General features: G+C 34.9%; 29 protein-coding genes. 3 read left to right on the top strand and 26 right to left on the bottom strand.

Features of this window, described 5'->3' with window-relative positions; genetic code table 11:
* Positions 1-7: 7 nt before the first annotated feature.
* The 4 genes from ACSBPO_RS11535 to ACSBPO_RS11520 all read right to left on the bottom strand — a co-directional run bounded on the left by ACSBPO_RS11535 (position 8) and on the right by ACSBPO_RS11520 (position 2701).
* Complete coding sequence (locus ACSBPO_RS11535) at positions 8-769, bottom strand: ABC transporter permease (protein ID WP_442600191.1); 762 nt, start codon at positions 767-769, stop codon at positions 8-10.
* Positions 753-1538 carry an ABC transporter ATP-binding protein gene (locus tag ACSBPO_RS11530; protein WP_442600190.1) on the bottom strand — a complete coding sequence of 262 codons (786 nt, stop codon included), beginning with the start codon at positions 1536-1538 and terminating at the stop codon, positions 753-755. The genes ACSBPO_RS11535 and ACSBPO_RS11530 overlap by 17 nt, the downstream gene beginning before the upstream one ends.
* 164 nt (positions 1539-1702) lie before the next feature.
* Positions 1703-2470: a TSUP family transporter gene (locus tag ACSBPO_RS11525; RefSeq protein ID WP_442600189.1), complete on the bottom strand. Its 768-nt coding sequence runs from the start codon at positions 2468-2470 to the stop codon at positions 1703-1705.
* Between the two features lie 45 nt (positions 2471-2515).
* Entirely contained in the window at positions 2516-2701 is a 186-nt protein-coding gene (locus tag ACSBPO_RS11520) for a hypothetical protein (protein WP_442600188.1), read from the bottom strand.
* A 209-nt stretch (positions 2702-2910) separates the two neighbouring features.
* Here ACSBPO_RS11520 and ACSBPO_RS11515 point away from each other — a divergent pair, with 209 nt between their 5' ends.
* Positions 2911-3963 carry a YeiH family protein gene (locus tag ACSBPO_RS11515; RefSeq protein WP_442600187.1) on the top strand — a complete coding sequence of 351 codons (1053 nt, stop codon included), beginning with the start codon at positions 2911-2913 and terminating at the stop codon, positions 3961-3963.
* A gap of 62 nt (positions 3964-4025) precedes the next feature.
* Here the strand turns inward: ACSBPO_RS11515 and ACSBPO_RS11510 are convergent, their stop codons facing one another.
* The 5 genes from ACSBPO_RS11510 to ACSBPO_RS11490 all read right to left on the bottom strand — a co-directional run bounded on the left by ACSBPO_RS11510 (position 4026) and on the right by ACSBPO_RS11490 (position 9711).
* Positions 4026-4535: a GNAT family N-acetyltransferase gene (locus ACSBPO_RS11510; protein ID WP_442600186.1), complete on the bottom strand. Its 510-nt coding sequence runs from the start codon at positions 4533-4535 to the stop codon at positions 4026-4028.
* 122 nt (positions 4536-4657) lie between these two features.
* Positions 4658-7246 (bottom strand): ABC transporter permease, encoded by a 2589-nt coding sequence (locus ACSBPO_RS11505; RefSeq protein ID WP_442600185.1) that lies wholly within the window; start codon positions 7244-7246, stop codon positions 4658-4660.
* Positions 7243-7926, bottom strand: a complete 684-nt coding sequence (locus tag ACSBPO_RS11500) for an ABC transporter ATP-binding protein (RefSeq protein ID WP_442600184.1) — start codon at positions 7924-7926, stop codon at positions 7243-7245. The genes ACSBPO_RS11505 and ACSBPO_RS11500 overlap by 4 nt, the downstream gene beginning before the upstream one ends.
* 95 nt (positions 7927-8021) lie before the next feature.
* Complete coding sequence (locus ACSBPO_RS11495; protein WP_442600183.1) at positions 8022-9026, bottom strand: sensor histidine kinase; 1005 nt, start codon at positions 9024-9026, stop codon at positions 8022-8024.
* A gap of 1 nt (position 9027) precedes the next feature.
* Complete coding sequence (locus ACSBPO_RS11490) at positions 9028-9711, bottom strand: response regulator transcription factor (protein ID WP_442600182.1); 684 nt, start codon at positions 9709-9711, stop codon at positions 9028-9030.
* Positions 9712-10040: 329 nt separating this feature from the next.
* Between ACSBPO_RS11490 and ACSBPO_RS11485 the strand changes: the two genes are divergently transcribed.
* A complete protein-coding gene (locus tag ACSBPO_RS11485) occupies positions 10041-10259 on the top strand; it encodes a hypothetical protein (RefSeq protein ID WP_442600181.1) in 219 nt (72 codons plus the stop codon).
* Positions 10260-10358: 99 nt separating this feature from the next.
* Here ACSBPO_RS11485 and ACSBPO_RS11480 read toward each other — a convergent pair whose 3' ends face one another.
* The 14 genes from ACSBPO_RS11480 to ACSBPO_RS11415 all read right to left on the bottom strand — a co-directional run bounded on the left by ACSBPO_RS11480 (position 10359) and on the right by ACSBPO_RS11415 (position 22640).
* Complete coding sequence (locus ACSBPO_RS11480) at positions 10359-10586, bottom strand: hypothetical protein (RefSeq protein ID WP_442600180.1); 228 nt, start codon at positions 10584-10586, stop codon at positions 10359-10361.
* Between the two features lie 42 nt (positions 10587-10628).
* Entirely contained in the window at positions 10629-11531 is a 903-nt protein-coding gene (locus tag ACSBPO_RS11475) for an ABC transporter permease (RefSeq protein ID WP_442600179.1), read from the bottom strand.
* A complete protein-coding gene (locus ACSBPO_RS11470) occupies positions 11528-12589 on the bottom strand; it encodes an ABC transporter permease subunit (protein ID WP_442600178.1) in 1062 nt (353 codons plus the stop codon). Before ACSBPO_RS11470 ends, ACSBPO_RS11475 begins: the two co-directional genes overlap by 4 nt.
* Positions 12590-12815: 226 nt before the next feature.
* A complete protein-coding gene (locus ACSBPO_RS11465; RefSeq protein WP_442600177.1) occupies positions 12816-14360 on the bottom strand; it encodes an AMP-binding protein in 1545 nt (514 codons plus the stop codon).
* Entirely contained in the window at positions 14347-15207 is an 861-nt protein-coding gene (locus ACSBPO_RS11460; RefSeq protein ID WP_442600176.1) for an SDR family NAD(P)-dependent oxidoreductase, read from the bottom strand. Before ACSBPO_RS11460 ends, ACSBPO_RS11465 begins: the two co-directional genes overlap by 14 nt.
* A 13-nt stretch (positions 15208-15220) precedes the next feature.
* Positions 15221-15499, bottom strand: a complete 279-nt coding sequence (locus ACSBPO_RS11455; RefSeq protein WP_442600175.1) for a hypothetical protein — start codon at positions 15497-15499, stop codon at positions 15221-15223.
* A gap of 376 nt (positions 15500-15875) precedes the next feature.
* Complete coding sequence (locus ACSBPO_RS11450) at positions 15876-16646, bottom strand: TatD family hydrolase (RefSeq protein WP_442600174.1); 771 nt, start codon at positions 16644-16646, stop codon at positions 15876-15878.
* Between the two features lie 354 nt (positions 16647-17000).
* Positions 17001-17606, bottom strand: coding sequence for a DsbA family oxidoreductase (locus ACSBPO_RS11445; RefSeq protein WP_442600352.1), 606 nt, complete (start codon positions 17604-17606; stop codon positions 17001-17003).
* Positions 17607-17885: 279 nt separating this feature from the next.
* Positions 17886-18116: a glutaredoxin family protein gene (locus ACSBPO_RS11440; RefSeq protein ID WP_442600173.1), complete on the bottom strand. Its 231-nt coding sequence runs from the start codon at positions 18114-18116 to the stop codon at positions 17886-17888.
* Between the two features lie 60 nt (positions 18117-18176).
* Positions 18177-18647, bottom strand: a complete 471-nt coding sequence (locus tag ACSBPO_RS11435; protein WP_442600172.1) for a hypothetical protein — start codon at positions 18645-18647, stop codon at positions 18177-18179.
* A gap of 156 nt (positions 18648-18803) precedes the next feature.
* The gene (locus ACSBPO_RS11430) at positions 18804-19187 is read right to left on the bottom strand and encodes a VOC family protein (RefSeq protein ID WP_442600171.1); all 384 of its coding nucleotides are present in this window, start codon (positions 19185-19187) and stop codon (positions 18804-18806) included.
* A 383-nt stretch (positions 19188-19570) separates the two neighbouring features.
* Positions 19571-19723, bottom strand: coding sequence for an NUDIX hydrolase (locus ACSBPO_RS11425; protein ID WP_442600170.1), 153 nt, complete (start codon positions 19721-19723; stop codon positions 19571-19573).
* 153 nt (positions 19724-19876) lie between these two features.
* Positions 19877-21052 (bottom strand): NupC/NupG family nucleoside CNT transporter, encoded by a 1176-nt coding sequence (locus tag ACSBPO_RS11420; RefSeq protein WP_442600169.1) that lies wholly within the window; start codon positions 21050-21052, stop codon positions 19877-19879.
* A gap of 805 nt (positions 21053-21857) precedes the next feature.
* On the bottom strand, positions 21858-22640 hold the full coding sequence (locus ACSBPO_RS11415; protein WP_442600351.1) for a DUF4405 domain-containing protein: 783 nt from the start codon (positions 22638-22640) through the stop codon (positions 21858-21860).
* Between the two features lie 345 nt (positions 22641-22985).
* Here ACSBPO_RS11415 and ACSBPO_RS11410 point away from each other — a divergent pair, with 345 nt between their 5' ends.
* Positions 22986-23561, top strand: a complete 576-nt coding sequence (locus ACSBPO_RS11410) for a CBO0543 family protein (protein WP_442600168.1) — start codon at positions 22986-22988, stop codon at positions 23559-23561.
* A gap of 117 nt (positions 23562-23678) precedes the next feature.
* Here ACSBPO_RS11410 and ACSBPO_RS11405 read toward each other — a convergent pair whose 3' ends face one another.
* From ACSBPO_RS11405 to ACSBPO_RS11395, 3 genes are all read right to left on the bottom strand, one after another.
* The gene (locus tag ACSBPO_RS11405; protein ID WP_442600167.1) at positions 23679-24149 is read right to left on the bottom strand and encodes a DUF5661 family protein; all 471 of its coding nucleotides are present in this window, start codon (positions 24147-24149) and stop codon (positions 23679-23681) included.
* A gap of 121 nt (positions 24150-24270) precedes the next feature.
* Positions 24271-24912 carry a hypothetical protein gene (locus ACSBPO_RS11400; protein WP_442600166.1) on the bottom strand — a complete coding sequence of 214 codons (642 nt, stop codon included), beginning with the start codon at positions 24910-24912 and terminating at the stop codon, positions 24271-24273.
* Positions 24913-25115: 203 nt separating this feature from the next.
* On the bottom strand, positions 25116-26117 hold the full coding sequence (locus ACSBPO_RS11395; RefSeq protein WP_442600165.1) for a DUF3231 family protein: 1002 nt from the start codon (positions 26115-26117) through the stop codon (positions 25116-25118).
* Positions 26118-26134 lie beyond the last annotated feature (17 nt).

Raw genomic sequence — 26134 nt, 5'->3', positions numbered from 1 at the left:
TTCCCCCTTAGTTACTTGTTTCTAATCCCCAACGACGAATAACATTTTGTTCAATTCGTTGGAAGAAAATAATATCTACAATGGTGCCGATGACACCAATAATGATCATGATGCCAATTACCATACTCATGTTTCCGAAGTCTGAGGCATACTTAAGTGTGTAACCTAATCCAGGTCCCGTACTTAAAATCTCCCCTGCCATTAATGCGCGCCATGCAAAAGCCCAACCAAGTCTCACGCCAGTTACCGCGTATGGGATGGATGCTGGGAAAATCACCTTTGTAAACATATCAATTCCTCTAGAACCCATCGTTTGTGCTGCTTTAATGTAAAGCGGCGGTACATTCTTAATTCCAATTCTCATATTGATGGTCATAACAAGAGTGGCCCCCAATATAACAATAAAAATAACGGAGCTTTCATTTAGACCAAACCACATGATGGCAATTGGCAGCCAAACAATACTTGGTACACTTTGTAGGGCTAATATTAAGGTGCCTAATGTTTCGTCGGCTGTTTTATTTTTGGCTAAAAGAATTCCTAAACCAATTCCAATCACAATCGCAATACTTAAACCAATCGCTAATCTTCTAAAACTTGCCAAAATATCATAAATTAATGTTTTATCTGAAAATCCTTGGACTAGTGCGTTGGATACGTCTGTTGGTGCTGGCATCAGTGCGGATGAAATATCTAATCCTCTTACAACCATTTGCCAAATCACAAGCAAAAGTGCAAAGAATATAATTCGTTTAATTGTTCGCTGCATAAGCTAATTCCTCTTTCACGACTTTATCAATTTCTAGTTGTAGTAAGCCCATAATTTTTTCTTCCAATTTTGCAACCGCTTGTGGATGTGAGGCACGTGGTCTAGGAATCTTTACTTGAATATCTTCAAGTACGACTCCTGGTCTTGTTCCCATCACGATAATTCTGTCAGATAACTTAATGGACTCACTAATACTATGCGTAACAAATAAAATGGTCTTTTTCGTTTCCAACCAGATCTTTTCTAACTCATGATGAAGCCTTGAGCGTGTTTGTTCGTCAAGGGCGCCAAATGGTTCATCCATAAGTAATACCTTCGGATTCATCGAAAGGGCTCTCGCAATGGCGACACGCTGTTGCATCCCGCCGGATAACTCATGTGGAGAATGCTTGGTATAATTACTTAGCTGAACCATCTGTAAATAGTGATGAGCCAATTCTCTTGCTTCACTTTTTTTCATTTCTTTTCTTAATGGAAACATGACATTTTCTTCTACTGTCATCCATGGAAACAATGCGGCTTGTTGAAAAACCATTCCTCGGTCTTTTCCGGGTTTTTTAATCGGATTTCCATTTAGCAGCACCTCACCGCTTGTCGGTTTTGTTAATCCTGCCACAATGGATAATAAGGTAGATTTTCCACAGCCTGATGGGCCTAAAATGCAAACAAACTCCCCTTCTTTAATATCTAAATCAATATGTTTAAGAACATCACTGGTTTGTTTTTGATTGGTAAATTGTTTATTTATGTTTTTCATTTGTAAGAACATATCATCACCGCTTTTCGTATAATTCACATTAGTTTAATCGGAATTAAATCACTTAGTTTATTATATAATGGTTTAGGCTAATGTCAACTATTTTTATCGGAATTTGTGACTTTTAATGGCGAAATAAAAAAACACCTATTTCTTAGAAATAGATGCTGAATTTATTAATGAAAATAATCATAAGTGTTTTTAGCTAATAATAAAAAAGTAACTAGTATGAATAGTGCTCGAACATAGCCTGTCCCTTGTTTGATGGCAAATTTGGAGCCCACTATTGCTCCTGCCAACTGGGCAAGTCCCATTGGCAAACCGTATGCATAATTGATTTGTCCTAAATACATGAACATCAATAAAGCTGCAACATTGCTTCCGAAGTTTAAAAACTTTGCATTACCAGCTGCTTTTAAGAAATCAAAACCAAGCATTAAAAAAGCAAAGATTAAAAAGGAACCTGTACCTGGACCAATAAATCCATCATAAAAACCAATCGTAAAGATTAAAACGACAAATAAAATCATGTGATAAATCGATAATTCTTTTTTAACCGAAATCGTGCCCCAATTTTTTTTGAAAATGGTGTAAACCGCTACACCAGCGAGCATGACAAGCATTAAAGGCTTAAGGACTTCAGGATTCATTAAATGGACGATCCATGCCCCAATCATCGAGCCAATAAAAGTTAGTGGAAACAGCTTATACACCGATTTTATATCAAGCTTACCAGAACGATAAAACATAATCGTACTTGTTAGGGAGCCCATCGTTCCTGCGAGTTTATTGGTTGCAACCGCTGAAGCTGGGGAAAGACCTGTAAAAAGTAAAGCCGGCAAAGCAATTAATCCGCCGCCACCGACAACCGAATCAATAAATGCAGCTAAGAAGCCAAAAACAACTAATATCATTAATATTGACGGATCTAAATCAAACGGCATCAAATCATCCTTTTTTTCATGTAAGTTCTATGTTAGAAATCAAATTTAGTCTTCGTAAAGCATCCCACCGCATTTGGAACATCTTCTACCACCACTGTCTCTTACTTTTTTCTTACATGAATAACAAATAATTTTTCGCTCATTATAAAGAACCTTGTACATATAAGAAAAGCCCAACCAAAATAAAAACATCACAAAGGCATAGATTAGTATCATCATTCCTACTGACATGGTATTTTATCCTCCTACTCTATTTATTCTATAAGTCTAAATAGAAGCAAGCAAGATAGCGATAAAAATTTATATGAACTTTAAATAGACATAATAGTAATTTTAATACTAGTCAAAATGAAATAGTTAGTGTTAGTATAGAAAACGGATTTTAAAATGAAGGTTAACCGATAAGTTTTATCAACAATTAAAAATATGGGAGGTTTTACATGAAAAGCCTGCTTGAAAGTTCCAAAAAGGAAGCACCTAGATTTTCACTCCAGACAAATTCCTTTTTTTCGAAAAATATTCCTGGGATTGTATTTGTAATGGTAATTGGTTTTATAGCCAATTCCTTAGGGGAAGATTTTCCATTAATTGGTGGAGCTGTCATGGCTATTATTCTCGGAATTCTGATTAGACAATTTTTAGGGGTTCCTCAAATATTCTTGGATGGCATTAGCTATACGCTGAAAAAATTACTAAAACTAGCGATTATTTTACTGGGGTTCAGCTTTAGTTTTACTCAAATATTTAAGGTTGGTCTGAATGCGATTACCATCATACTCGTTGCCGTAATTGCTGGGATCTTTTTAACCTACTTTATTGGAAGATTGTTTAAATTAGAGGGCAATATTCCGTTATTAATCAGTTTAGGAACGGGGATATGTGGAGCCACGGCGATCGCTACTTCTGGGCCGATTATCAAAGCAACAGATGAGGATATCGTTTATGCCGTCAACACCATCTTTGCTTTTAACGTATTAGCTGTCCTGATTTATCCGTTTATAGGTCATGTTTTATCTATGCCAGATCATCAGTTTGGTGTTTGGGCAGGAACCGCTATTCATGATACCTCTTCTGTTGTGGCTGCCGGATATAGCTATAGCGGTCCTGCTGGGGATACCTCTGTTGTCGTGAAATTAATTCGAACATTAATGCTTGTTCCTGTGTCCATCATTTTATCCATCTATATTTCTATGAAAAATAGTAAGGTAGATTCGAATAAAAGTAAGCTGAAAATAAGTAAAGTCTTCCCTTTTTTCATTTTAATTTTTGCAGGGGCCGCCGCTTTAAATACCATTTTTCCTTTACCAACAACCTTTGTTCATATTTCTTCAGATGTGGCTAAGTTTATCATCTTAATGGTGATGGCAAGCGTTGGATTAGGAACTGATTTTAAAAAAATCAAAGCGGTTGGGATTCGACCGCTCCTTGTTGGGTTAATCTCGTCTTGTATTATGGGTACTGTTAGTCTATTTTTGGTTAAATTACTTTTTTAAAAGAAATGGGTCACCGTGTTCTACGGTGACCTTTTTTAGATGATAAGTATTTTATAATGTTGCTATTTCTTTAAATAAAAATAGATTAAGTTATCTTGTAGTTCTTCTTCTCTAGTAAATCCTAATTTCGTCATTAATTGAATAGACCTCTGGTTTTCTGGTTCTACGGTTGCATCTATCTTGGTAAGTCCCATTTGATTAAATCCATAGGCTATTACTTCTCTTATTGCTTCAGACATAATCCCTTTACCCCAGTATCTCTTTGCTAAATCAAATCCAATTTCGGCAATGAATTCATCAGTTGTTCTTCTGATATAGTGATAGCCGAGTGTTCCCATTAACTCAGAACTGTCTTTAGCAAATACTCCCCATCTGCATCCTGTATCCTGGAGATGAAAGTTAATAATTTCTTCAGCTTCTTCTATATTTTTACATGGATTAATATCCATAAACTCTGTAACATCCGGGTCGGAAAAATGTGTAAAAACGGCTTTGGCATCTTCCAAATTTAATATTTGAAGGTTTAGTCGATCTGTTTCAAGTGATGGATAATCCATAATACTTTTCGTCATGATATAAATCCTCTCATTCTTTTATATGTAATCCTATTTCTCTATTTTAAAAGGAAATTCCTTCTTTTCACCAAATGAAAAAAGATGAAATCAACTAGAATTTCATCTCTTTTCGTAGATATTTAAATACTCTCCTGCTTTAATACATCAATGATATTTTCCTTTTTCACCTTACTCATGGAGTAAATCATCGCTGAGCCGACAATGATAAAAATGGCTAAAATCACATAGAAAATACTTAACCATGGCAGAGTGAAACCATAATCAAATGTGTTTATTAGCGCACGATAGATGAGTGCCATAACCCCTATGCTAATTGGAATCCCATATAAAAGTGCCTTTAAACCATAGAAGATGCTTTCATAATGAATCATTTTTTGAAAGCTTTTTGGTGTCATGCCGACTGATTTTAACATGGCAAATTCACGTTTTCGCAGGGAAATGCTTGTTGAAATGGTATTGAAAATATTTGCCATCGAAATCAAGGTTATTAATACAATAAACCCATAGGTAAAGATAGACATTAGCATGACGATTTGTTGTTCCTGCTGTCGGGATTGGTAGATATTATAAATATGCATATCTGTTGTTTTTACATCCTCAAGTGCCTCTTGTGTTTCCATCGGGTCGGATGAATTCAAATACGCCATGGATTGGATTTGACTGTATAAATCCTTTGTGATGATGGAATTTATGGTTTCCTCAGGAACAATAATATCTAAACGGGCTGGTCCTCCCTGGTATTCGCCTACCGGAATTTTTTCAGTTAGGGCTCCTATCTTTATTTTACTAAAAAATTCTTCTTCACCATTTTCTGTATTTAATGAAAATAAATCAATGACTTGACCAGGTTTTGTATGAATGGATTTCGTCTCAATGACCTTATTGTTTACATAATCGTCATAAGAAATCTGGTCGATAACAATGGCAGATGGAATCTTAGAATCTTTTATTTCTCCCCAATTAACTCCTACATTTTGGGCATAATCAGCAAAGCTCTCTTGATCTAATCCATTCAGGATGACCATATAAGGATACTTCCCATCCTTCAAAATGCTTCTATCTTGAGCTAAATTCTCCTTTAATTCCTTTGAAATCATTGATTCATCTAGCCATGTAGTGAGATTGATTCTTTTCACAACAGAGTTATTGGTGACATTTTGAAGATTGGAAAAGCTTTTGAATACCTCTGCATTTTCAGCTTTACCACTATAAACTTGGATATCAAAATTAAAGTTATCTTGTGAAAGCACCAATGATTTCTTTAAATTTGTGGTAAAAAAGGAAACAGATAAAAATAGGACGATACTAATAATCAAGGAAAACACGGTAGCTTGATATCTTCGCTTATTTCTTTTTAAATTCTTTAACCCTATTTCCGCTTCAAATCCAAATAGCTTCCGAATGAACTTGGATGTTTTGACGGCTTTTCCGGTCAAATTAACATCTTGAGTCTGACGTATGGCATCAATGGCGGTTATCTGTGAAGCTTTTCGAGCAGGCAAGTAAGTTGAAATAAATATGGTAGTAATCGAGATGACACAAGATATAAGAATCGAAACGGGAGTCACAATCAACTTTAATTTTTCAGAAGTTCCGAGAGCATCTTCTAAAAAGGAATTGATAACCCAAAAGGTGACTCCTATTCCAACTAATCCTGATACAATTCCAATTGGGATACTAATGGTTCCAATCACGAATCCTTCAAAGAAAACGGAATTACGCTTTTGCTTTTTCGTCGCGCCTACACTTGAAAGCATTCCTAAATGTCTGGCTCGTTCTGAAACACTAATGGCAAAAGCATTATAAATTAAAGCAATAGAACCAATTATGATAACTCCCATAATCATAGCAGCTAACCCAAATAAGGTTGTTCTCAAATTGTCATTGTCGGTTACCCCATAGAAACGCAGCAAATTATCATTAAAATATATCTTCTCAATGCCAAGATGATGGGCTAAAGATTCAGCATGCTGAAACAATGAGGTTTTTATTTTTTTCACCACAACGATGGCATCTGCTTGATCTGTATCACCTAACAATCCTTTCTCCACATAACCAAGAACCGTGTACCCAGGAGACCAGGTTGGCTCCCAATTCGGACGTTCAATAATTCCAACAATCGTGAAGGAAGCGTTTTTTCCATCCTTTATCGTTTCGTTTATCTTATCTCCATCCCATTGTATGGATTCATTTTGTGTAAGTTCTTTCGAATCACCTTTGATAAAATGGCGAGAACCGATTTCTAACGAAATTTGATCGCCAATCTTGTACAGCTCTTTCGCGTTTTTGGCAATCTCCTCAGAAAGTAGAACTTCATTTTCTTTGGTAGGAAAGCGACCTTCTAGTAAGGAAATGGGAAAATTCTTAAACCCTTGTTTGTTAAATTCCTTTATAAATAGATAGGGTTTGTTATCATTTTTCGAACCTTCTAACCTGGCATAGCCGCGGTTCCTTGAAATCACTAGTTCTTTCGTTGCTTCGTCTTTTTCAATCTGTTCAATCTGATTGGGACTAGCATTCTTATATTGAACATGCCATTCACCGTCTGTTGATATCGTTTGTCTAATCAATAAATTTAAAAAGGAAACGCCAAGAGTGGCCACTGCCGTTACCATTGCTACCGATATAATGACACCGATAATCGTTACGAGTGTTCTTTTTTTGTTTTCTTTTAAATGTCTGATCGTCAGTTTGTTGATGATGTTCATGGACGAATCACCTCATCCTTTACAAGCTTTCCATCTTCAATCGCGATAACACGATCAGCTTGTAAGGCAATGCGTTCGTCATGAGTGATGACAATGAGTGTTTGCTTATAGGTTTTATTAAACATTTTTAACAGATCCATAATTTCACTGCTGTTTTTAGTATCAAGATTCCCGGTCGGTTCATCCGCCAGCATGATGGCTGGATTACTAATAATCGCTCTGCCAATGGAAACACGCTGCTGCTGTCCTCCTGATAGCTGGTTCGGCAAATGCTTTAAACGATTGGATAAACCTAATGTTTCAACCACTTTATGAAATTGGTTTGAATCCACCTTCTGTTCATCCAACAACATCGGAAGGGTGATATTTTCCTCTACTGTTAAAATCGGGATTAAGTTATAAAATTGATAAATTAAACCTATTTGTCTTCGTCTGAAGATTGCAAGCTGTGTCTCATTTAAATTATAAATATCCGTTTGATTTACTAACACTTGACCGCTGGTTGGTCGGTCTACCCCACCCAATAAATGCAGTAAGGTTGATTTGCCAGATCCAGACGGACCGATAATGACAACGAATTCTCCTTTTTTTACCGAAAAAGAAACATCATCTAAAGCTTTAACAGCCGTTTCACCTTTTCCATAGACTTTAGAGAGATTCTTTATTTCTAAAATATTCATTGTTTTTCCTCCAAAATGTTGATGATGTCTCTCAGTATATCTACCTAAGATGACTTTACGGTGACTATTTAGTGACAATTTAGTCACTTAAGGTTTTATACGACTAAGGCATAAAACTTAATATGAAACCTTGTTCCGTATTCCCTATCACTCGTAACCTCGATATCACCATTTTGGGAGGTAATAATGCTATATGCCATGGCTAAGCCAATTCCTACGCTATCTTCTCCTGCATTCTCGCCTCGATAAAAGCGTTTAAAGATATAAGGAATATCCTTATTCGCTATTCCTATTCCAGTGTCCTCAATGATGATCTCTGTGAATAGTGGGTTCTTAGCATAAGAAATGGATATGACTCCACCTTCTGGGGTATGTTCGACGGCATTTTTTAAAATATTTACGATAGCCTCCGTCGTCCAGTTTAAGTCTCCCACAAAGGTGACATCTTCTGCCCCATTTATCTTTAAACTCTGTTGTTTGATATCCATTGGAATTAAAGTAGACTCCGCTGCTTTTTCAATTAAACGATGAACGAACACCTGTTCCTTCTTGAAAATGGCAGTACCAGCATCAATTTTGGAAAGTTTTAATAAGGAAGAGACAAGCCACTGCATTCTCTCCAATTGGATACGAATATTTTGGGTAAACTCTCGTCTTTTTTCTTCAGGTAACTTCCCATCATTTAATAGATCAGCCATAATCATCATCGAGGTTAATGGTGTCTTTAGTTGATGTGAAATATCTGATATCGCATTCGTTAATTTCACCTTGTCCTGTTGTAAAAACGAGCTATGTTCTGAAAGCATTAAGGTTACTTTGTAAATCTCATTTTTTAAAATACTAAGTTCCCCTTCATCTTGTTCACGTACATCTAAAGTGTAATCACCATGACTAATTTTCCGTAAATAATGGGAAAGCTTGCTGATTTCCTGATAGCGCCATTTTGTAAAAATGAAATGACAGCCCACGAGGGAAATCGCCGTGACGAAAACAAATATTGAAATCTTAAAAGAGAAAAAAATAGCAGCTATTATAAAAGCTACTAGACTAATGGAACTTTGAATAAAAAGATAAATTTGAATCTCTCGGTTACGGAGCATGCTAATCACCAACCTTATAGCCCATACCGCGAACGGTTTTGATGATGATTGGATTCTGAGGATCCTCCTCAAGCTTTTCTCTTAATCTTTTTATATAAACTGTTAGGGTGTTGTCATTGACAAAATCACCTGCTACATCCCAAATTCGCTCTAATAATTGGCTTCTTGTTAAAACTTGTCCTATGTGGTTAGCAAAAATCAAAAATAAGCGATACTCTAATGCGGTTACGAATACTTCTGAACCATCTCGATAAATCTTTCCTTCCAAAGTATTTACTTTAATATTTTTAATTTCGATGATGGAATTTGTTTGAATCTGTTTGTTGTAGCGACGCAGTACAGATTTTATTCGTGATAACAGCTCCCGAATTCGAAACGGCTTCGTAATATAGTCATCTGCCCCCATATCAAGTCCCATCACGACATTCACTTCATCATCAAAGGCTGTTAAAAAAATGACGGGCTTATCAGAAAGCTTCTTCACAAGAGAACATAAATCATAGCCACTTCCATCCGGCAAAGATAAATCAAACAGACATAAATCGAGTGAATCTATCTGATTAGTAATAACCTGTTTGGCCTCTGCTGCATGATGACAAAGAATCGTTTCATAGTTCTCCTGCTGCAAGGAATACTCTAATCCTGAGGCAATGGTTCTATCATCTTCCACAATTAATATTTTCATAGATAACATCCTAACATTTACTTTATTTTCCTATTTATTTTAGATAAAAATCTTACTTGCGTCAAAATTACGCCAAAGTTACTTTTTTGGACTTTAATTTATCAACCGCTTTTTCAACTTTTATTAACCGCTTTGAAATGTTTATCAACCAGATTCAATGATTTTACGACCACTATCCTGTTTTATCGTCTTGATTCCACTCCACTTTTGTATTTTCATATTTTTAAGTTTTTTATTTTAGTATGTTGGTCTAAATTTGACTATAATTCTATATTTTTAAAATGTAAGTATTCCTAATAAATCCAAACCATTAAAGAAGGTGAAACCAGATGTTTGTTGTATCTTTTTATGAAAACAAAAATGTTTTATTGAGTCAGTTGCGTAAGAGTGTACCAGCAGTTGGAGATGATTTGACGATCAAAGGTCGTAAAGGTAAAGTTTCTAGCGTGGATACGATTGATGAGAAAAATGTTCATGTTCAAGTGACTTTGGAAAAGGTTTTGAAAAACAAACTGGCTGCCGAAGATCCGAAAAAGAAAAAACGATAAATAAGAAAGAGCGAACATTCAGCTAGTTAGATGTTCGCTCTTTTTTTGGTCTATATCATTGTGAAAAACCGAAACATAATCGATTCTCTTCAATACATCTTATCGAAATCTGCGAATTACAAAAACAAATAAAGTAACTGCAAATGCAATAGCTAGTTTATAGATATAATTTTCGGTAATACCATTTATAACAGACCCTGTTATTTTTTGAAAAAACGATGCTTCAGGAACCCAATCAATAACCACAAACCCTACTCCTAGAATGTCTGGAAGAGATACTAAAAGATAAATAGTTAAAAAAATGATCAACAATCGCTTATAACTCATATTTATCCCCCCTCTGTATCTGTCATTTTCTAGTGAAAAAAATTAGCTATGTGGGAATTGAGTCTTCTTCCGCAATCCCTCGCTCAGTAAATAAAAGGAGAACGAAGAAAAGGCAATAAACAAAGATGTCCAAAATGGGATCCATGGATGAATCCGAATATCTTGAATGACGTTGGTTAAGAGCATCGGCCATGTAATCGATGTATTCATCACATTAAAGGTGTCTAGTCCTGCCATGGCTACCTCGTGTGAAATGAATATTGAAAAAATCCCTAATTGCCCGATTAAAAAAATAGTTCTAGAAACATCTAATGAAAAGTTAATAACGATTTGCGGCAAAGTATGCGGCCAAAAATAGCGGACTACTAAACCACTAAATCGGTTTCCAACCATGATACCTGCACTTACAAAATCCTCTGATTTAATTTTTTCAATTTGTGCACTGACAAACTCCGATACTCTTCCGACTTCTATGAGGGCAATCAAAGCGATCATCCAATAGGTCCGTTTTTCTGAAAATAAAACGAATGGACTGTTTGCCAGAAGGATAATAATGAATATGGTTGGAACATACGATGATAACTTACTCCATATTTGAACGATTGTACGAAGATATTGTGGTCCGCTGGGATTGGAGACAATCAAACCAATGGGTACAGCAAGCAAATATCTCAATATGCATACATAAAGAACAAAGGAAAGGGTCGGTCTAGTCCCAACAATTAATAAACTAAGGAGATCCCGCCCGTTTTTATCTGACCCGAGTAAATAATCGGATGATGGTGCATAAGGTGCCACCTCCATGACCCCATTGTGATAGCGGAAAAATGGTTTTTCTTCTATTAAGTTAGAATCAACAATGGGTAAATAAGGACCTATAAAAGAGACGAATAAAATGATTAGCATCCCAATCGTTCCTAAAGTAAGAATTCGATTTTTTCTCATAAAATCACCTTCATCAATACACTTGAGACCATTTGAACAGGGATAAAATCTAAATCTCGAGGTAACAAGATAATCAAAGTGAGAATAACACCAACGATTAAAAATAACAGTAAAGAGCTAAACACATCTGTCATTTTTATCTGACTCGAGGGTACTACATAAGCCTTGATAATATTACTCACCCATAAGGCTACAAATAAGAATAATAGGAACATGACAATGATCCCTATCACCATAGTGGTTTCAATTTCAACAGACATAGGTTGGACCATTACTGGCGTGATTCCGAAAGCCTCTATCAGTCTTCGCGCTGCACCTCGATAAAATGTGAGGAATTCTACAATTGGTAAACTACCAATTAATAAAACCATGACCGTAAAAAAGTGAGAAAGAATGGTTAACATAGCATTTTTTAACATATGCTGTAAAAGTATATTTCTAGTTGAAGTACCTTTTGACCTGGCTGTTCGAACATAATCTTTGTTTTCCTCTGTTGCTAGAGCCGAGGAAGTAATCCGAGCTATGTAAAATAAGGGATACATCGATAAAAATACGATTGGAAAAAAGATGTTGTACCAATGGTCGTATCCGAATAAATCTAGTTTTGGAAACCCGATTCTTATCAACAATAACAGCACATATTGGATGGAAATGACAAAAAAGAAATCTGGCAAAGATTGTCCTAACCAAGTGGAGCCATTACCTATGACATTCCATTTTTTATCGGAAAAATAATAATCAAAGATCCCTTTTGCTATTCCTAGTAAAATACTTAAAAAGAAGGCTGGAAAAACAATCCAAAGACTTCGAGAAAAGTAATGTTTGATTTCCGTCGAAACAGGTACGTGATACTTTGATAAACCAAGCCCATGCTCAGTCTGTAACAAATGAACAAAATTATTTATATTATTTTGGTAGATATCCATGGAAAAGTGATAGACAGGTTTTACCTCTCTTTGAATAAGTATTTGATCTGTTTTCCCTGGTATGAGAAAAAGGATTAATATAATGGCTAAGATCAACCACCTTACCATTGAGTTTTTCCATAAAAAATTCATTGTTCCCTCTCCTGTTGCTGTACTATTAAACCTCTTTCTTTCAAACTGTCCATATTTTACCATAAATACCCTGAGTTGGTATATAATATGTATCCTTCCTGTTCTGTATGCACTCGTTTATAGTCCCTCGATTTTCAGAACTCCCCGTAGAAAATATGATGAAAAGATTTTTCTTTAGTTTCACATTATATTCAAAAAATAAAAGTACCCCAAATAAATGATTTTTCTATGCATTTATATTTTCTTTAAGGAGCTTTTTATTCAATTTTCCTAAAGATGTATAGGGCATTTGCTCCATAAAGATGATGTCCTTTGGGACCTGGAATCTAGCAACCCTTTGTTGTAACCATTCAAAAAGCTCAGCTTTTGATAGTTTACTATTATTAACAAGAGTAACAAAGGCTACTAATCTTTGCCCGAATAATTCATCGTTCACCCCGATAACGGCTGCCTCTTCTATTTCTGGATGATATAAGAATACATGTTCGAGTTGGTTAGGATAGACATTTTCACCAGCAGATACAATCATTTCATCCGTTCTTCCGCATAAAAAGAAATACCCTTTTGAATCTTGGTAACCTAAGTCGCCAGTTTTGATCCAAGACTTGTTTTTCATTATCCAAGAATTCTTCACACAAAATTGACCAACAGTCCCAATCGGAACCTTTTTCTTATGATCATCCAATACGTGTAAGAGGACTCCTTTTATTATTTTTCCTAATGTCTCTGGAGAGTATTTTAAATCCTTAGGTGTGGCAATCATACATAACCCTGCTTCAGTAGTACCGTACAAATTATAAAGAACTTCTCCAAGTTGTCTAAAAACCTCATTGACCAGCTTCGGGTTTAGTTTCGCTCCTCCTGAGGCAATACAAGCAAGGGGTTTTAAATCATTAACATTATGTTTTAGCATTTTATGTATCATTAGTGGTACAACAGTTATAACCTCAACTTCATGCTCACGAATCAAATGACAGGCTTTTTCTGCTTTAAATCCTTTGCATATTACTATTTTTTTTCCTAAAGCGATAAATAATAATAAAATGGCGATACCATATCCATGATAAATCGGAGTCGCAATGTAGGCCGTTTTATAGTGTAAGAGCCTTAATTTATGGAGTAAACTGACAAAGGGATTTAGATATTGAATCAATGATGGTTTGTGGGCTATTCTTTTCGATTCTCCTGTTGTCCCTCCGGTTAGTAACATCAGTTTACTAGTGGAATTTCTCCATAATCTGATTTTATCATCGGCAATGCTTAGTAATAAGTTATTGATGGCAGGTAATGTCGAATGATAACTTAAAATCTTCACTTTGTTATAGTCTGTTAATTCGATCATGGAAGTTATTTCATAATCGTAGACAAGATAATCAAAGTCATGCTGCGCCAATAATGATTTGAATTGCTCCCTGCTCATTTCTGCATTCAGTAAATAGAGGTCTGCACCTAATCGAGAAAACGCAAAAATAGACTGAACGAGTGAGGCATGATTTTTACATAAAAATGCTACCTTCTCTCCGTTCTTTACCTTATAGTTTTGCGATAGATTCATAGATAGTTTTTCGCAGAAGGTAAATAATTGATGGTAAGTGAAGGTCTCGTTTTCATCTACCAAGGCGGTATTATCCGGATAAATTTTACTGGCGAAACTTAATAGAGTCAATAAATTGATGCCACTACTAAAAATGGCTGAACTTAACTTAAAAATACCGATTGGGGAAAGTAATCTCATTTTAAAGAGGACATATATTAGCTTAATTATCTTCATATTCTCCCCCTTTTTTTCTAATAAATATAGCGAGTAATCGTTCCAAGTATTTACCGAAAATGAGTGATGCAAATTGTCCGAAAATGATCCACCACGGCTTATAGGTTTTCTTTTTCGTATACATAGATTTACATACTATTTTTGCCACATGCTGCGAACTCATTGCTGGCATGGTTTGATAAGCTCTAGTCGGTTGTATCATAGGTGTTTTTACTAATGGGAGATAAATAGTAGAGGTCGAAATACCAAGTGCATGTAATTCAGGACCTACTGAGCGAAACCACGTATCAAATGCCGTTTTTGAGGCTTGATATGCTGCCCAATAAGGGAATGGCCATAATAAGGCATTTATAGTTGAAATATTAATAATCTGCCCCTGATTTTTTTGTAATAAAGGGATCAAAGATAGAAGTAATTGTACAGGTGCAAAATAGTTAATGGCCATCGTTCGAGTAAAATCGTGGTAACGATCTAATGAATGAAAGATAGATCTTCTTATCGATTTACCTGCATTGCTCACAACAATATCTAGTCCTGCAGGAAGTTGATGAATGAACGCTAACAGATTTTGCACTTCTTCTTGATTTCGAAGATCAGCTGAAAATACACTTACTTTTGCTGTGCGCTTTTCAATTTGGGTTTTGAGGGTTAAAAGCTTTTCTTCTCTTCTGGCAACTAAAATCAATTGTACGGGGAAATCACCAAGAAAATCAGCAACCTGCTCTCCGATTCCTGAACTAGCACCGGTGATAAGGATCGTTTTACCTTGGAGTTTGTTTTTTAGTTTTTCTCGGTTTATATAAGTAGGAAAAAATAAAAATCTTTCGATAAGGTTATATTTAGGCATAATGATAGATCCTTTATTCTAATTTGGTATGGTCTTTAAACCTAAAAGTCTTCCAAGTAATTAACAAAGAAATGGAAAACGTAATCAAACTTGCAATAAAAAATCCGATTGCATAGGATGGAATACTCTCTTCAGTGACGTGATCATTTATTTCAATACCGAAAAAATGGATTCCTACGCCATCTCCATCCACAGCTGTACCCAAAGACCATAAGTGTACCCCTTTTAAGAATAAAAAGACTGTTATAAAAGAAAGAAAAACGATGATTAACAGACGATTTTTGTTGCTCATACAATTCCCTCCTTGATTTTATAATAGCATATTTTTTCCATTTTTTTTAAGGGTCTAAATAATTGGTAATGATGCAAATTACAAAATTTTTAAAAAGTCATTAAGGACAAAACCCCTTTAAATAGGATATGATTCGTTCATCATAAAGTCTCTGATGGACAAAACTGCTTTAGAATGGGGTCGAAATGTCCATCATATGGCCTCTGATGGACAAAACTGCTTTAGAATGGGGTCGAAATGTCCATCATATGGCCTCTGATGGACAAAACTGCTTTAGAATGGGGTCAGAATGTCCATCATAAGGCTTCTGATGGACAAAACTGCTTTAGAAAAGGAGTATAATGTCCTTCATATGTAACTTTATGGAAAAATAATTCTATAACATGTAAAATTGCTTGGTGTTATCTAGAACTTTTTCTGAAACCTCATTTTCTGATAGTTGTTTTATTTTAGCGATTATTGAAATTGATTCCTTCATCATCTTAGGATGAGTCATTTTTCCTGAAAAAGGACCATCGAATGGCCATGGACCGTCTGTTTCAATCATGATTAACTCTAGTGGGTAGGTTTGAACTAGCTTTTGAATTTTTTCCTTATAGACAATCTCTGGTGTAACGGAAATATAATATCCATTTTTAATCATCCTCGTAATGGTTTTCTCATCCCCTTTAAACCAATGAAAATGGGCTTTTTTCACTGAATGTTTTTCAAGAAGATCACAAACGATTGGGGCATCCTCATAAACGGCATGCAGTACTACTGGCTTATCCCATTTCTTAGCCAACTTCACGAACGTCTCTAATAGGTCAAAATATCGTCCATACTGGAAATTTGAAACCTTTTGATCCTGTCTTAAGTAATAGGGTAAACCTACCTCTCCAACAGCCATCATTTCACTAAGATGCAGATTCATCCAATCAATGAGTCTATTAAGCTCCGCTTCAGTTGGGAGACTTTGTTCGGGATGAAACCCAAATGCAGGCTTTACTTTATGATATTTTCTTGATAATTCAAGATTTCGCTTACAAGATTCAAAATCGTAGGAAACAGTCAATAATGCTTGAATCCAGTCCGAACCCTCCAGTATGAAATCAATTTCGTTATCCTTATATCGATCTAAATGTATATGAGAATCAATCATTTTCATATTGTTTTTTCACTTCCTAAATAGATTGTTTAAAAAAGCACCTCTGACATTTTTAATACTGGGAACGGACATAGGATCCGTTATTCTACTGAAAACCTATGATTTTTGTAACTAATCTACTCATTCCGATATGCTGTTATTTTGAAGCTTTTCTAACTGATTTTTGGCAAATAACGGAACTGGTGTCCGCAAATGATACAAATTAGAGGCATTTTTACAAAATAAGAGATTCTCTGTCCGCTACAAGAGGTATTCTAAAATACTCGTGGCTTTAGCGAGGAAGCAGAATAATAAAAAGACAAGCTCAGAGCATTAGAAACTCTGAGCTTGATGGGTTTATCTTAAACTGACGTACTACTTTTTAGGGATTTCACAACCATTTTCATCGCAGATAACTCCATCCTGGTCGTTTAATACCACGATTGCATCCTCTGCAATTACTTTCTTGAGTGCTTGAACGAATACTTCAGTTGGTTGTGCTCCAGTAAGGGCATATTTTTTATTAATAAGGAAGAAAGGAACTCCTGTAATTCCATATTGTTGCGCGGTTTGCTCATCCGCACGTACAGCTTCTGTCATATCATCGCTAGCAAGCATTTTTTCAACAGCATCTCGATTCAATCCGACTTCTACTGCTAATTCTGTTAATGTTTTATGGTCACCAATATGTTTGGATTCGGTAAAATGAGCACGTAAAATTCGTTCTGTCATTTCTTTCATTAAGCCCTGTGTTTGGGCAAACATCGTCAAACGATGAGCATCAAAGGTATTCGTTAATATTAGAGTATCCATTTGATAATCTAATCCAACTTCCTTCGCCATTTGGACCATGTTTTGTGTATTGGCTTTGGCTTGTGCTACACTCATGCCATATTTCTTTGATAATTTTTCATAGATATTTTCTTTAATATCTCTTTCTGTGTTTGGATCCAACTCGAAGCATCGATAGGTCACTTCAATTGGATGATTTATCTGTTTAATGGCATCCTCCAGACGCCTTTTGCCAATATAGCAAAATGGTCAAGCGTAATCAGTCCACATTTCAATATGCATGATTGTTCCCCCCAATTCATTATTCTTTTCTAGTATAAGAGGTATCCTCTAAATTTACACGTAACACGACTTGTTTACTCATAGTTATGAATCTATATGTGAGTATAAAAAGAAAGCCTGTAGTCTCGTCTATATACTCTAGACTTTTCTACAAGCAGCAAGTATTTCCCTTTTCGCTTTTTTACCTTATTTTACATATTGCATTAACGTTTCAGGATCAAAACCTAGTACCCAATGGCCATTTACCTTTGTCTGGGGTACACCCATCTGTCCGGTTTCTTGCACTAGCTTTTGAGCAGCTGCTTGATCCTCCTGAACATTTACTTCTTTATAAGTTAATCCTTGACCCTCAAGGAATTGTTTCATCATTGTGCAATAGGGTCAAGTATTGGTTGTATATACTGTAATATCATTCATATTACATTGCTCCTTTCTATTTTAATTGCCTTCTAATTTATATTATTATTTCCTTATTAATCAATAATATGATCTTTTCATTTTTTCGATTAAAAACTGTACTCCATATAAAATATAGGCTTTATAGTGGAGGTAAATAAAAAATTGAAAATGACTTAACCGATTGAGGCGAATAATTTTTAACCTTTTCAAAACATCCATAAAGAAAAACGCAAAAAGCCCATCTGAAATCACATTCAATAATATAAATTTTTTAAAGTTTCCGTATGACAATTTAAGTAGCCACATGGAAAGTGGCATATATGGCCCTATACTAAAAGGAAGTTCGTCCTTAATAAAGGATTTACGCTTGTCATAAAATTTCCACCATTTTTTTTTGTGTCCATAGAGATGGTTTATGATTTCAAAAATGACAATAAACACGCCTGTTAGTGAAAAGCGTTTTATACTGCGCTTCCCGATAAATAACAACGATAACCATGGAATAACGATAATAGATAAGTTAAATAATTTGTGCCTCTTTGATGCCATAAAAAGATTTCACCTCTACCTTTTTTTTATACCTTTTTTATCGTATCCAAAATTTAGAAAAAAAACCGTTCTTTGGATGTCAATTTCAATAACTGTAGCAAAGGAAATAAAAAAACCGTCTCTAAATCGAAAACGGTTTTTTGAGAGGTATGGGATTTAATTCCTTTTTTCCATAACGGCAAAATAATTATTTTCACTGTCTGCAAAATTAAATACCCTTCCGGAAGGCATATTAACAATTTCTCCTACAGTTACATGATTATTTTTTAAGTTGGTATATAATGGATCGAGTTCGTTTGTAAAAAATAATAAAGAAGGTGTCCCAAGATTTAATTCAGGCTCCATCTTCGCAATGAATTCCTTGTTGTGTAGTATTATACTCGTTTCAACTTCCTTTGTTGGAGCTATCTCGATCCATCGCATTCCTTCGCCGTTATTCTCTTCTGAAATGACTGTAAATCCTACTTTTTCTGTCCAAAACTTAACTGCTTCATCTTGGTTAGACACATATACCATAATTTGCCCTATTTTATTAATCAATGACCTTTCTCCTTTATGTTAGTTTAGAACTCGACATCCATAGTTTAAGTAAACATATCTTTTGTTTAAATGATTGACCTGCTAGAGCAATTTTTATCACTCTAAATCCATTTCCTTAACAACCAAATAATATACGACTCTTTTACATTCCTTTTGATATTGGACTGATTCGTTAAAAAATCTTTAATTTGAAGTTTTCTATTTGGTATTAATAAAAACGGAACTTTTTCTGGATGGAACCAAGCTAAATTGGATGTTTCAGTCCCGCACTTTATAGGTTTACCACCAACAATTTTAGCTGCGAATAGATGCTGGGTATCGTTATATTGTGGGCGATGATATTCTCCTACCTTTTTAATAATCTTAACTTGAAACCCGGTTTCCTATCTTGTCTCTCTAATTGCACATTGTTCTAAGGACTCTTCTTGTTCTAGTCTACCACCCGGTAAATCCCAAAGTGGATAATCAGTCCTTTTCACTAATAACAATTGATGGTCTTCATTTAAGACAATGGTAAAACAACCTTGTGTGTTCATAATTACTCCAAAATAAAAAATTTATTTCCATGATAAATTCGATAAATATTGGAATAACCCTCTTTAAATTTTTAATCAAATGCCCTCCTTTATAATAAAAAAAGTCCGAATACGTCATTTCCTGACGTATTCGGACTTTTCCATAGGAGGAGGTTATAAGAATAATCCTACAATTGTTCCAGTTAGGACCGAACCCATTGTCGCTACTAATAGAACCTTTAATCCAACTTTAGCTAACTGACTTGCTTTTTCATTATTGATAGCTTGTACCGTTCCTAGGATAATTCCAATTGAAGAGAAATTCGCAAATGATACTAAGAATGCTGAGATAATCCCAACCGTTTTAGGATCTAATTTAGGGATCATTTTCATGAAATCAAGCATCGCCACAAATTCGTTTGCTGCCACTTTTGTTCCCATTACCGAGCCGGCTTTTACGATTTCAGAGGTAGGAATTCCCATGATAAATGCTACTGGTGCAAACACGTATCCAACGATTTCTTGGAACGTCAAACCTACTATTTTGTTTAAAATGAAGTTAACCATGGCAAGCAATGCAATATAAGTAATTAACATTGCTCCTACAATTAATGCTGTTTTTCCGCCGATTATAGCTCCGTTACCAATAGCTTCAAATAAAGATTTTTCAGGAATCATTTCCTCGATATCAATATCTTCGTCCTCTTCTTTTGTTACGGGACATACCATTGACGATAAAATTAATCCGGAAAAAACGTTGATTGGTAAAGCAACTAATACATACTCAGCTGGTATCATCTGCATGTAGGCACCTAAGATCGAACAAGAAACAGCCACTAGAGATGAGGTAACCACAATAAACAAACGATTTGGAGAAAGTTTGTGTAACTGAGTTTTAACAGAAAGAATCGCGGTAGTATCACCAAAAACCATTGAGTTCACCGCTACAAAAGATTCAATCTTTGGTAGACCAGTAACTTTAGCTACAGCACCACCAATGTATTTTATCGCTAAAGGTAATATCTTTGTATACGTTAAAATGGAAAGTAGTGCAGACACGAAAATAATCATCATTAAAACATTGATGAAAAAATAGCCTTTTGTGGACAAATCACCGAATACAAAGGAAATACCTTCATTACCAAATGAAAGAACCTTGTTAAAAACATCAACGATTTTTTGTAAAACCTTTTTACCTATGGATGTATTTAGCATAAACCAAGCAATAAACAACTGTACCACCAGCATAATCGCGATAGCGCGGTAGTTAATATTTTTCTTATCATTAGACATTAACCAAGCAATTCCTATAAGGGCAAGAATTCCTATGATTCCAATTAAGATAGACATGATGTTACCTCCGAAATATTGATTCCTGTTTTAGAATGACTCTTTTTATTTAGTATTTCTTACGTTTAGACGAACAATCAAAAATAAAACGTGTATAGGATTTGAAATCAATCCTATTCGTCAACTATTGGTTTATTAAAATAATGATTTACTTTTCTGTTCAGGAAATAAAATCAGATTTACATTTGACTTAGTTAACGCTTCCATTTTTGATAATGTTATCTCGGGATAATAATAACATATTTTTCGAACATTTGTTAATAAGTAAATGAACATAATTTCTTTTTTATTTTTTTCCAATCCTCTATTTTTACCCACATACCTATATATCCCAATGAAAATATTCGGTGAATTCATAAAAAGGTGAAATTTTGTTCATCTTAAAATAAAAAAAAGACCGTCTTTGACGATCCAATCCTGTAACTCTTATTTTTTTATATAAAAATGCTTATAACAAAGTGCACTAATAATAAGGCCATTTAAAATGACACAGATATTCTGAAGGAATCCATTTTGAACAAAATGGCTAAAATACATAGCCATAAGCTTATCCCTCCATGTGGTTTATATTATACGTTTCTATTCTCTTGGTAATTATATGTAATGTAAGAAAAAATGGTTCCTATCATTTTCAGGAAATTGCTGATATAAGTGGGTATATAAAGGAATGAGAATAAGGTAAGGTACATTCTAATGAAGCCTTATAAACCAAAAATGGTCGCCATAAATTATTTATAGCGACCATCAAGAAATATTTTTTAGAAAATGACGATTATGACGTTTGCGGATGAATGTCTCTGTTCAATCATTTTTTCATTAATTTTCGTTTTTCAAGATAATAAGTAGGAACGATGATGGCTCCCCAGATAGCAAAGTAAGTCAGGATGACAAGGAATGGGTTATGGTTTCCGCCATGTCCTTCTCTTCTATGAAATTCACCCTTAGGTGGTCCTTCATGAAAATCATCTGACTGTGTATATAAATTATGACTCTCTTTACCATCGAAAAATGGATTTTTTTCGCCCTCTTTTTTAAAATCACTAATGTTGGATGCACTTGTTGTAGAGTACCATTGGATTCCGGTAGTTAATATAGCAAGTGATACAATCACCGCAACAATCATACCCTTTCTTAGTTTTCCATCCTTCGTTTTAAATACCTTTGTACAAATGGTTAGAATCCACTGCCAATGTAATCCAATATGAAGGCCGACTATGGCGAGTGTGGCGTCAGCTGATAATCCATGAATTTCTCGAATTTCATGTCCTCCTGTAAAGGCAAGGTTTGGGAATAGGACTTTTGAAATGAAAATTCCAGTAATAATCACCGTTGCCATTGAGAGTAATAAAAGTATGTTTAAAAGTAAACTAATTCGAGTTTTTTTAGCAAGTTGGGGATCAAATATTTTTTTAGTAGTCGTGATTACCCAACGGTAGTTTAATCCAATGTGTATCAGAATGGCCAGTCCAATGACCAAGCCAGCGATTTCATGAAATGGTAATCCGTTTAAAACTTTTGGCTCCATTAACAACACAAAGGTAATGGCCATTAATAAATCAAGTACAATTTTCAGATAGTTCTTTTTCAAGCTATTTCCTCCAATCCAATCTACGATTAGCTGCCTCAGATATATTTTTTTAATACGTCTCTCGACATTGGAACTCATGTCTTCCATTGTATTTTGCGCCTTGAAGCTGAAATCAGATTGAAGGAAATCTGAGAGTTTGCTGAAAGTTATGTGGAAAAAATCAAATGAAATTTTCATTGTTACTCCTCTATGCTGAAGATTATTAAATGAAAAATTGGAAAAAATATGGTTAGAATAAAAAGGAAGTGAACATTGCCTTTTCTCTTTTTAGAAAGATCTAGTATGATTCTACTTATTTGATTAGCAAATTTAAGATGTAAACAATAAATTTATTGGGGTAATGTTATGAATGATGACCAATTAAAAAAACTACATGATTTAGAAGAAACATCAAAGGATTTAGGGGAAGAATGGATAGATTATTGGCAGAAGTATTCTAATTTAGATACATGGCAATTCTGGGTTAATGTGGCACTTTTAGTTATACCTTTAGTCGTACTTTTTCTAAAACTTAATCGAAAAAGGGCATTTCATCTTGGTTTTTATGGATTTAGTGTTCACGTCTTCTCTACCTATGTTGATTCCTATTCTACCCGATTTGGAAACTGGGAATATCCCTATCAAGTTATTCCTTTTTTACCTATGAACTTTGGACTTGATACATCATTAATACCAGTTGTTTATATGCTAACTTACCAATGGACCATAAACCATAAGAAGAATTATTATATAGCCATATTTATTGCGGCTGCAATATTTTCCTTTTTATTTAAACCCTTTATGTCTTATTTACATTTGTTTCAATTATCCAATGGGACAACCTATTTACACCTCTTTTTTTGGTACTTATTAGGAGGTTTTGTTTCAAAATGGATCACTAATTTGTTTCTCTACTTTGAAAAGGGTTCAAACAGTAGATAACCTAACGTATTTTTAAAATATAACGTACTCCAAATCGGCTAAAGTGAGAAGTAAAGCAAAACGCATGGATATTATCCATGCGTTTAAAAGTTCCTATCAAATTTTGTATTCATATTTTTACTTATTCCAATAGGCTTTTGCTTCTTCCTCCAATACCTTTAACCTTCTATAATAATCCGGAAACTCATTGAGATGAGCCAATGCAATTTTTCCAGTAGTAATGGGATTATCGTTAGTAACGTTGGTCTGATTAGACCTCATTCCATGTTCAAGTTCTGTGTTAACACCCATCCAAAACTCATTTAAATTAAATTTACTCGTATTAAAATCAATTCCTAATAATAAAGCAATGGCAGCTGCTTCTTCCTTTGTAAAACTAGTTTTAATGGGAGTTGAATTTGTTGTCGAAGGATATCTATTTGGATTGTGGAATTGCCCATTATTATATCGAGAATCTTTTTTTGATGCCATCGCATCCGCTTTGGTCAAATGTACGGTACTAAAAGGATGGTTAGGTGGAAATGGTTTACCATAGTTGTATGGTGGCGTATGAACATGTTGTAGATGTTGGTTAGGAACATAATACATGATTTTCAATCCCTTCACATTTTATAGAAATATCGTATGCACTTGTAAAGGGAATGTACGTAGAAGAATCCTTTTGAATTCAAGAAGGATTCTTCTGTATGTATACAGGAGATTAGCACCATTAATCCTGTATGAATTTTTTAAATTCCTCCCGTGTCTTCTCATCATCTTCCTTATTTTTATAGGCAATTGAGCTTGCTTCGTTAGCTCTTGAAATACCTGGAAGATTTTGAATGGGTGTAAGAATTTCTATGGCATGATTGGCATATTTAATAATCTCATCAGGATCAACTTTTATTAGACCTTTGTTTCCTAAATCCGCTAAAATAATCCAATACCAGCCTACTCCCTGCTTATGGTCATAGGTATCTCCATCTTCAAATGATTTTTTGGCTTCGTTTAATAAACTCAATCCTTCTTCCATCTGCCTGTTGGATAGAAGGTTAATACCCGTTGAAAATAAACTCTGAGCATAGGCTATAGTACTGTCAGAAAGTCTAGCACTTTCTATTTCTTTTTTATTGATTACATTTGCTTCTTCTATCCTTCCTAACTGACGCAGCATTCCTGCTTGACGCAGGTAACATTGGGCTAACAGTTTATAAGCTTCGTTAGTTGGGACCATCTTATGTTCAATCATTTTACATACGTCTGTTTCAACTTGTTTATATTGCTCTAAGGCCATATCATATTTCCCTGTTTGTTCATATAAAATTAACGATTCTTCTAATCTTTTCTCTAAAGATAGTAGCTTATCTGACATTTTACTCCCCCCAAAATTGGTTTCTTTCTAATAGACGATTGATTTTTTTAAAAGTTACTTTTAAATTATAGACGGGGTTATGTAAGAAACATGTCGATTTACAACTTTAAGGGATTTTCATTATGAAAAAGCCCAACTTCTCTGCTTGTTAAAATAGAGAAGTTGGGCTTTTCCGAATTGTTTCTTCATGAGGCTTACCATTTTCATTTTGCTAACTCATCACGATCAGCTGCCATTGGAGGTTGCTCCATCCAACCGTTGTTAATTAAAATTTTGGCTCCATCTTCCGCGTATTTCGCAATCTCCACCATTAAACGAGTATACATGACACCTAAATCTCGTCTTGGACTTGTTGAAATGGCTGTTCCATATTGTCCAATCCCAGAAGCAACTAGCCCTGCAATATGAAACATCATCAATTTATCAGAGAACGGGGAAACTGTAGATTCGGACACCTCGGAAGTAATATTCTTCGTTGTCGATAAATTTTCTTTGTATAAAACTTTGCTAAATACTTCAAAATGTTTACCTGAAATTTCCCTTCCGCGTACCATATATTGACGAACCTCTTTTGATTTAGCAACTTGGCTGAAACCTGCAATCAAAGCTGCTCCTAAAGAATTTCTTTCTGCATTATAAACCAGGTTAGCGATTTCGATTCCTAAAAGAGGTCTTCGATCACCAAGCCATCCATTTAAAAAACTTTGTTTCTTTACGAAATCTACCTGATCTGGGATTGGTAAATAAGGTGCACGAATAAAAATTCCTTTCTCAATAGCTAGTTTTCTACCTTCATCTGCCAGTTTTTTGGATTGATCCAAACATTCAAGATAAAAGTGAGCAATGTCATCTCTAGCCGAGAACGAATAAAATAGGCTTTCCCCTGTAAGGCTAAATCTTCCCATATTCATCATATACCATAGGATGATCGAATCCGAGTAAAGTCGGGGTGCTTTTGTATCCACATCTTGATCGGTAAAACCTACTGGTATTGGGTAATTTTCTTTTTTCAAAATTTGTGTGATGGTCTGAATTCGTTTTTGAGTAAAGTCTAAAGCGTACTGTAAAAGTTTGTGTATGTTATCATCATCGACAGTTGCTAAAAAATACTTCACACCACAAATAACCATGGTGCTGGCTTGGTAAGATGTCCAAAGGCTTGATATTTCAGCAGAAGTTAATTTAGTATGATGATTGGATTCCATGCTTATCCCTCCTCTTT

The sequence above is a fragment of the Neobacillus sp. D3-1R genome (assembly GCF_052180215.1).
GTDB lineage: Bacteria > Bacillota > Bacilli > Bacillales > Cytobacillaceae > Pseudoneobacillus.
Note: the sequence above shows the minus strand (reverse complement) of the source record. Positions and strands in the feature narration are given on the sequence as shown.

Coding starts and splice junctions, on each gene's coding strand:
- ACSBPO_RS11535 (WP_442600191.1), bottom strand. CDS start 769: ATGCAGCGAACAATTAAACGAATTATATTCTTTGCACTTTTGCTTGTG.
- ACSBPO_RS11530 (WP_442600190.1), bottom strand. CDS start 1,538: ATGTTCTTACAAATGAAAAACATAAATAAACAATTTACCAATCAAAAA.
- ACSBPO_RS11525 (WP_442600189.1), bottom strand. CDS start 2,470: ATGCCGTTTGATTTAGATCCGTCAATATTAATGATATTAGTTGTTTTT.
- ACSBPO_RS11520 (WP_442600188.1), bottom strand. CDS start 2,701: ATGTCAGTAGGAATGATGATACTAATCTATGCCTTTGTGATGTTTTTA.
- ACSBPO_RS11515 (WP_442600187.1), top strand. CDS start 2,911: ATGAAAAGCCTGCTTGAAAGTTCCAAAAAGGAAGCACCTAGATTTTCA.
- ACSBPO_RS11510 (WP_442600186.1), bottom strand. CDS start 4,535: ATGACGAAAAGTATTATGGATTATCCATCACTTGAAACAGATCGACTA.
- ACSBPO_RS11505 (WP_442600185.1), bottom strand. CDS start 7,246: ATGAACATCATCAACAAACTGACGATCAGACATTTAAAAGAAAACAAA.
- ACSBPO_RS11500 (WP_442600184.1), bottom strand. CDS start 7,926: ATGAATATTTTAGAAATAAAGAATCTCTCTAAAGTCTATGGAAAAGGT.
- ACSBPO_RS11495 (WP_442600183.1), bottom strand. CDS start 9,026: ATGCTCCGTAACCGAGAGATTCAAATTTATCTTTTTATTCAAAGTTCC.
- ACSBPO_RS11490 (WP_442600182.1), bottom strand. CDS start 9,711: ATGAAAATATTAATTGTGGAAGATGATAGAACCATTGCCTCAGGATTA.
- ACSBPO_RS11485 (WP_442600181.1), top strand. CDS start 10,041: ATGTTTGTTGTATCTTTTTATGAAAACAAAAATGTTTTATTGAGTCAG.
- ACSBPO_RS11480 (WP_442600180.1), bottom strand. CDS start 10,586: ATGAGTTATAAGCGATTGTTGATCATTTTTTTAACTATTTATCTTTTA.
- ACSBPO_RS11475 (WP_442600179.1), bottom strand. CDS start 11,531: ATGAGAAAAAATCGAATTCTTACTTTAGGAACGATTGGGATGCTAATC.
- ACSBPO_RS11470 (WP_442600178.1), bottom strand. CDS start 12,589: ATGAATTTTTTATGGAAAAACTCAATGGTAAGGTGGTTGATCTTAGCC.
- ACSBPO_RS11465 (WP_442600177.1), bottom strand. CDS start 14,360: ATGAAGATAATTAAGCTAATATATGTCCTCTTTAAAATGAGATTACTT.
- ACSBPO_RS11460 (WP_442600176.1), bottom strand. CDS start 15,207: ATGCCTAAATATAACCTTATCGAAAGATTTTTATTTTTTCCTACTTAT.
- ACSBPO_RS11455 (WP_442600175.1), bottom strand. CDS start 15,499: ATGAGCAACAAAAATCGTCTGTTAATCATCGTTTTTCTTTCTTTTATA.
- ACSBPO_RS11450 (WP_442600174.1), bottom strand. CDS start 16,646: ATGAAAATGATTGATTCTCATATACATTTAGATCGATATAAGGATAAC.
- ACSBPO_RS11435 (WP_442600172.1), bottom strand. CDS start 18,647: ATGGCATCAAAGAGGCACAAATTATTTAACTTATCTATTATCGTTATT.
- ACSBPO_RS11425 (WP_442600170.1), bottom strand. CDS start 19,723: ATGAACACACAAGGTTGTTTTACCATTGTCTTAAATGAAGACCATCAA.
- ACSBPO_RS11420 (WP_442600169.1), bottom strand. CDS start 21,052: ATGTCTATCTTAATTGGAATCATAGGAATTCTTGCCCTTATAGGAATT.
- ACSBPO_RS11410 (WP_442600168.1), top strand. CDS start 22,986: ATGAATGATGACCAATTAAAAAAACTACATGATTTAGAAGAAACATCA.
- ACSBPO_RS11405 (WP_442600167.1), bottom strand. CDS start 24,149: ATGTATTATGTTCCTAACCAACATCTACAACATGTTCATACGCCACCA.
- ACSBPO_RS11400 (WP_442600166.1), bottom strand. CDS start 24,912: ATGTCAGATAAGCTACTATCTTTAGAGAAAAGATTAGAAGAATCGTTA.
- ACSBPO_RS11395 (WP_442600165.1), bottom strand. CDS start 26,117: ATGGAATCCAATCATCATACTAAATTAACTTCTGCTGAAATATCAAGC.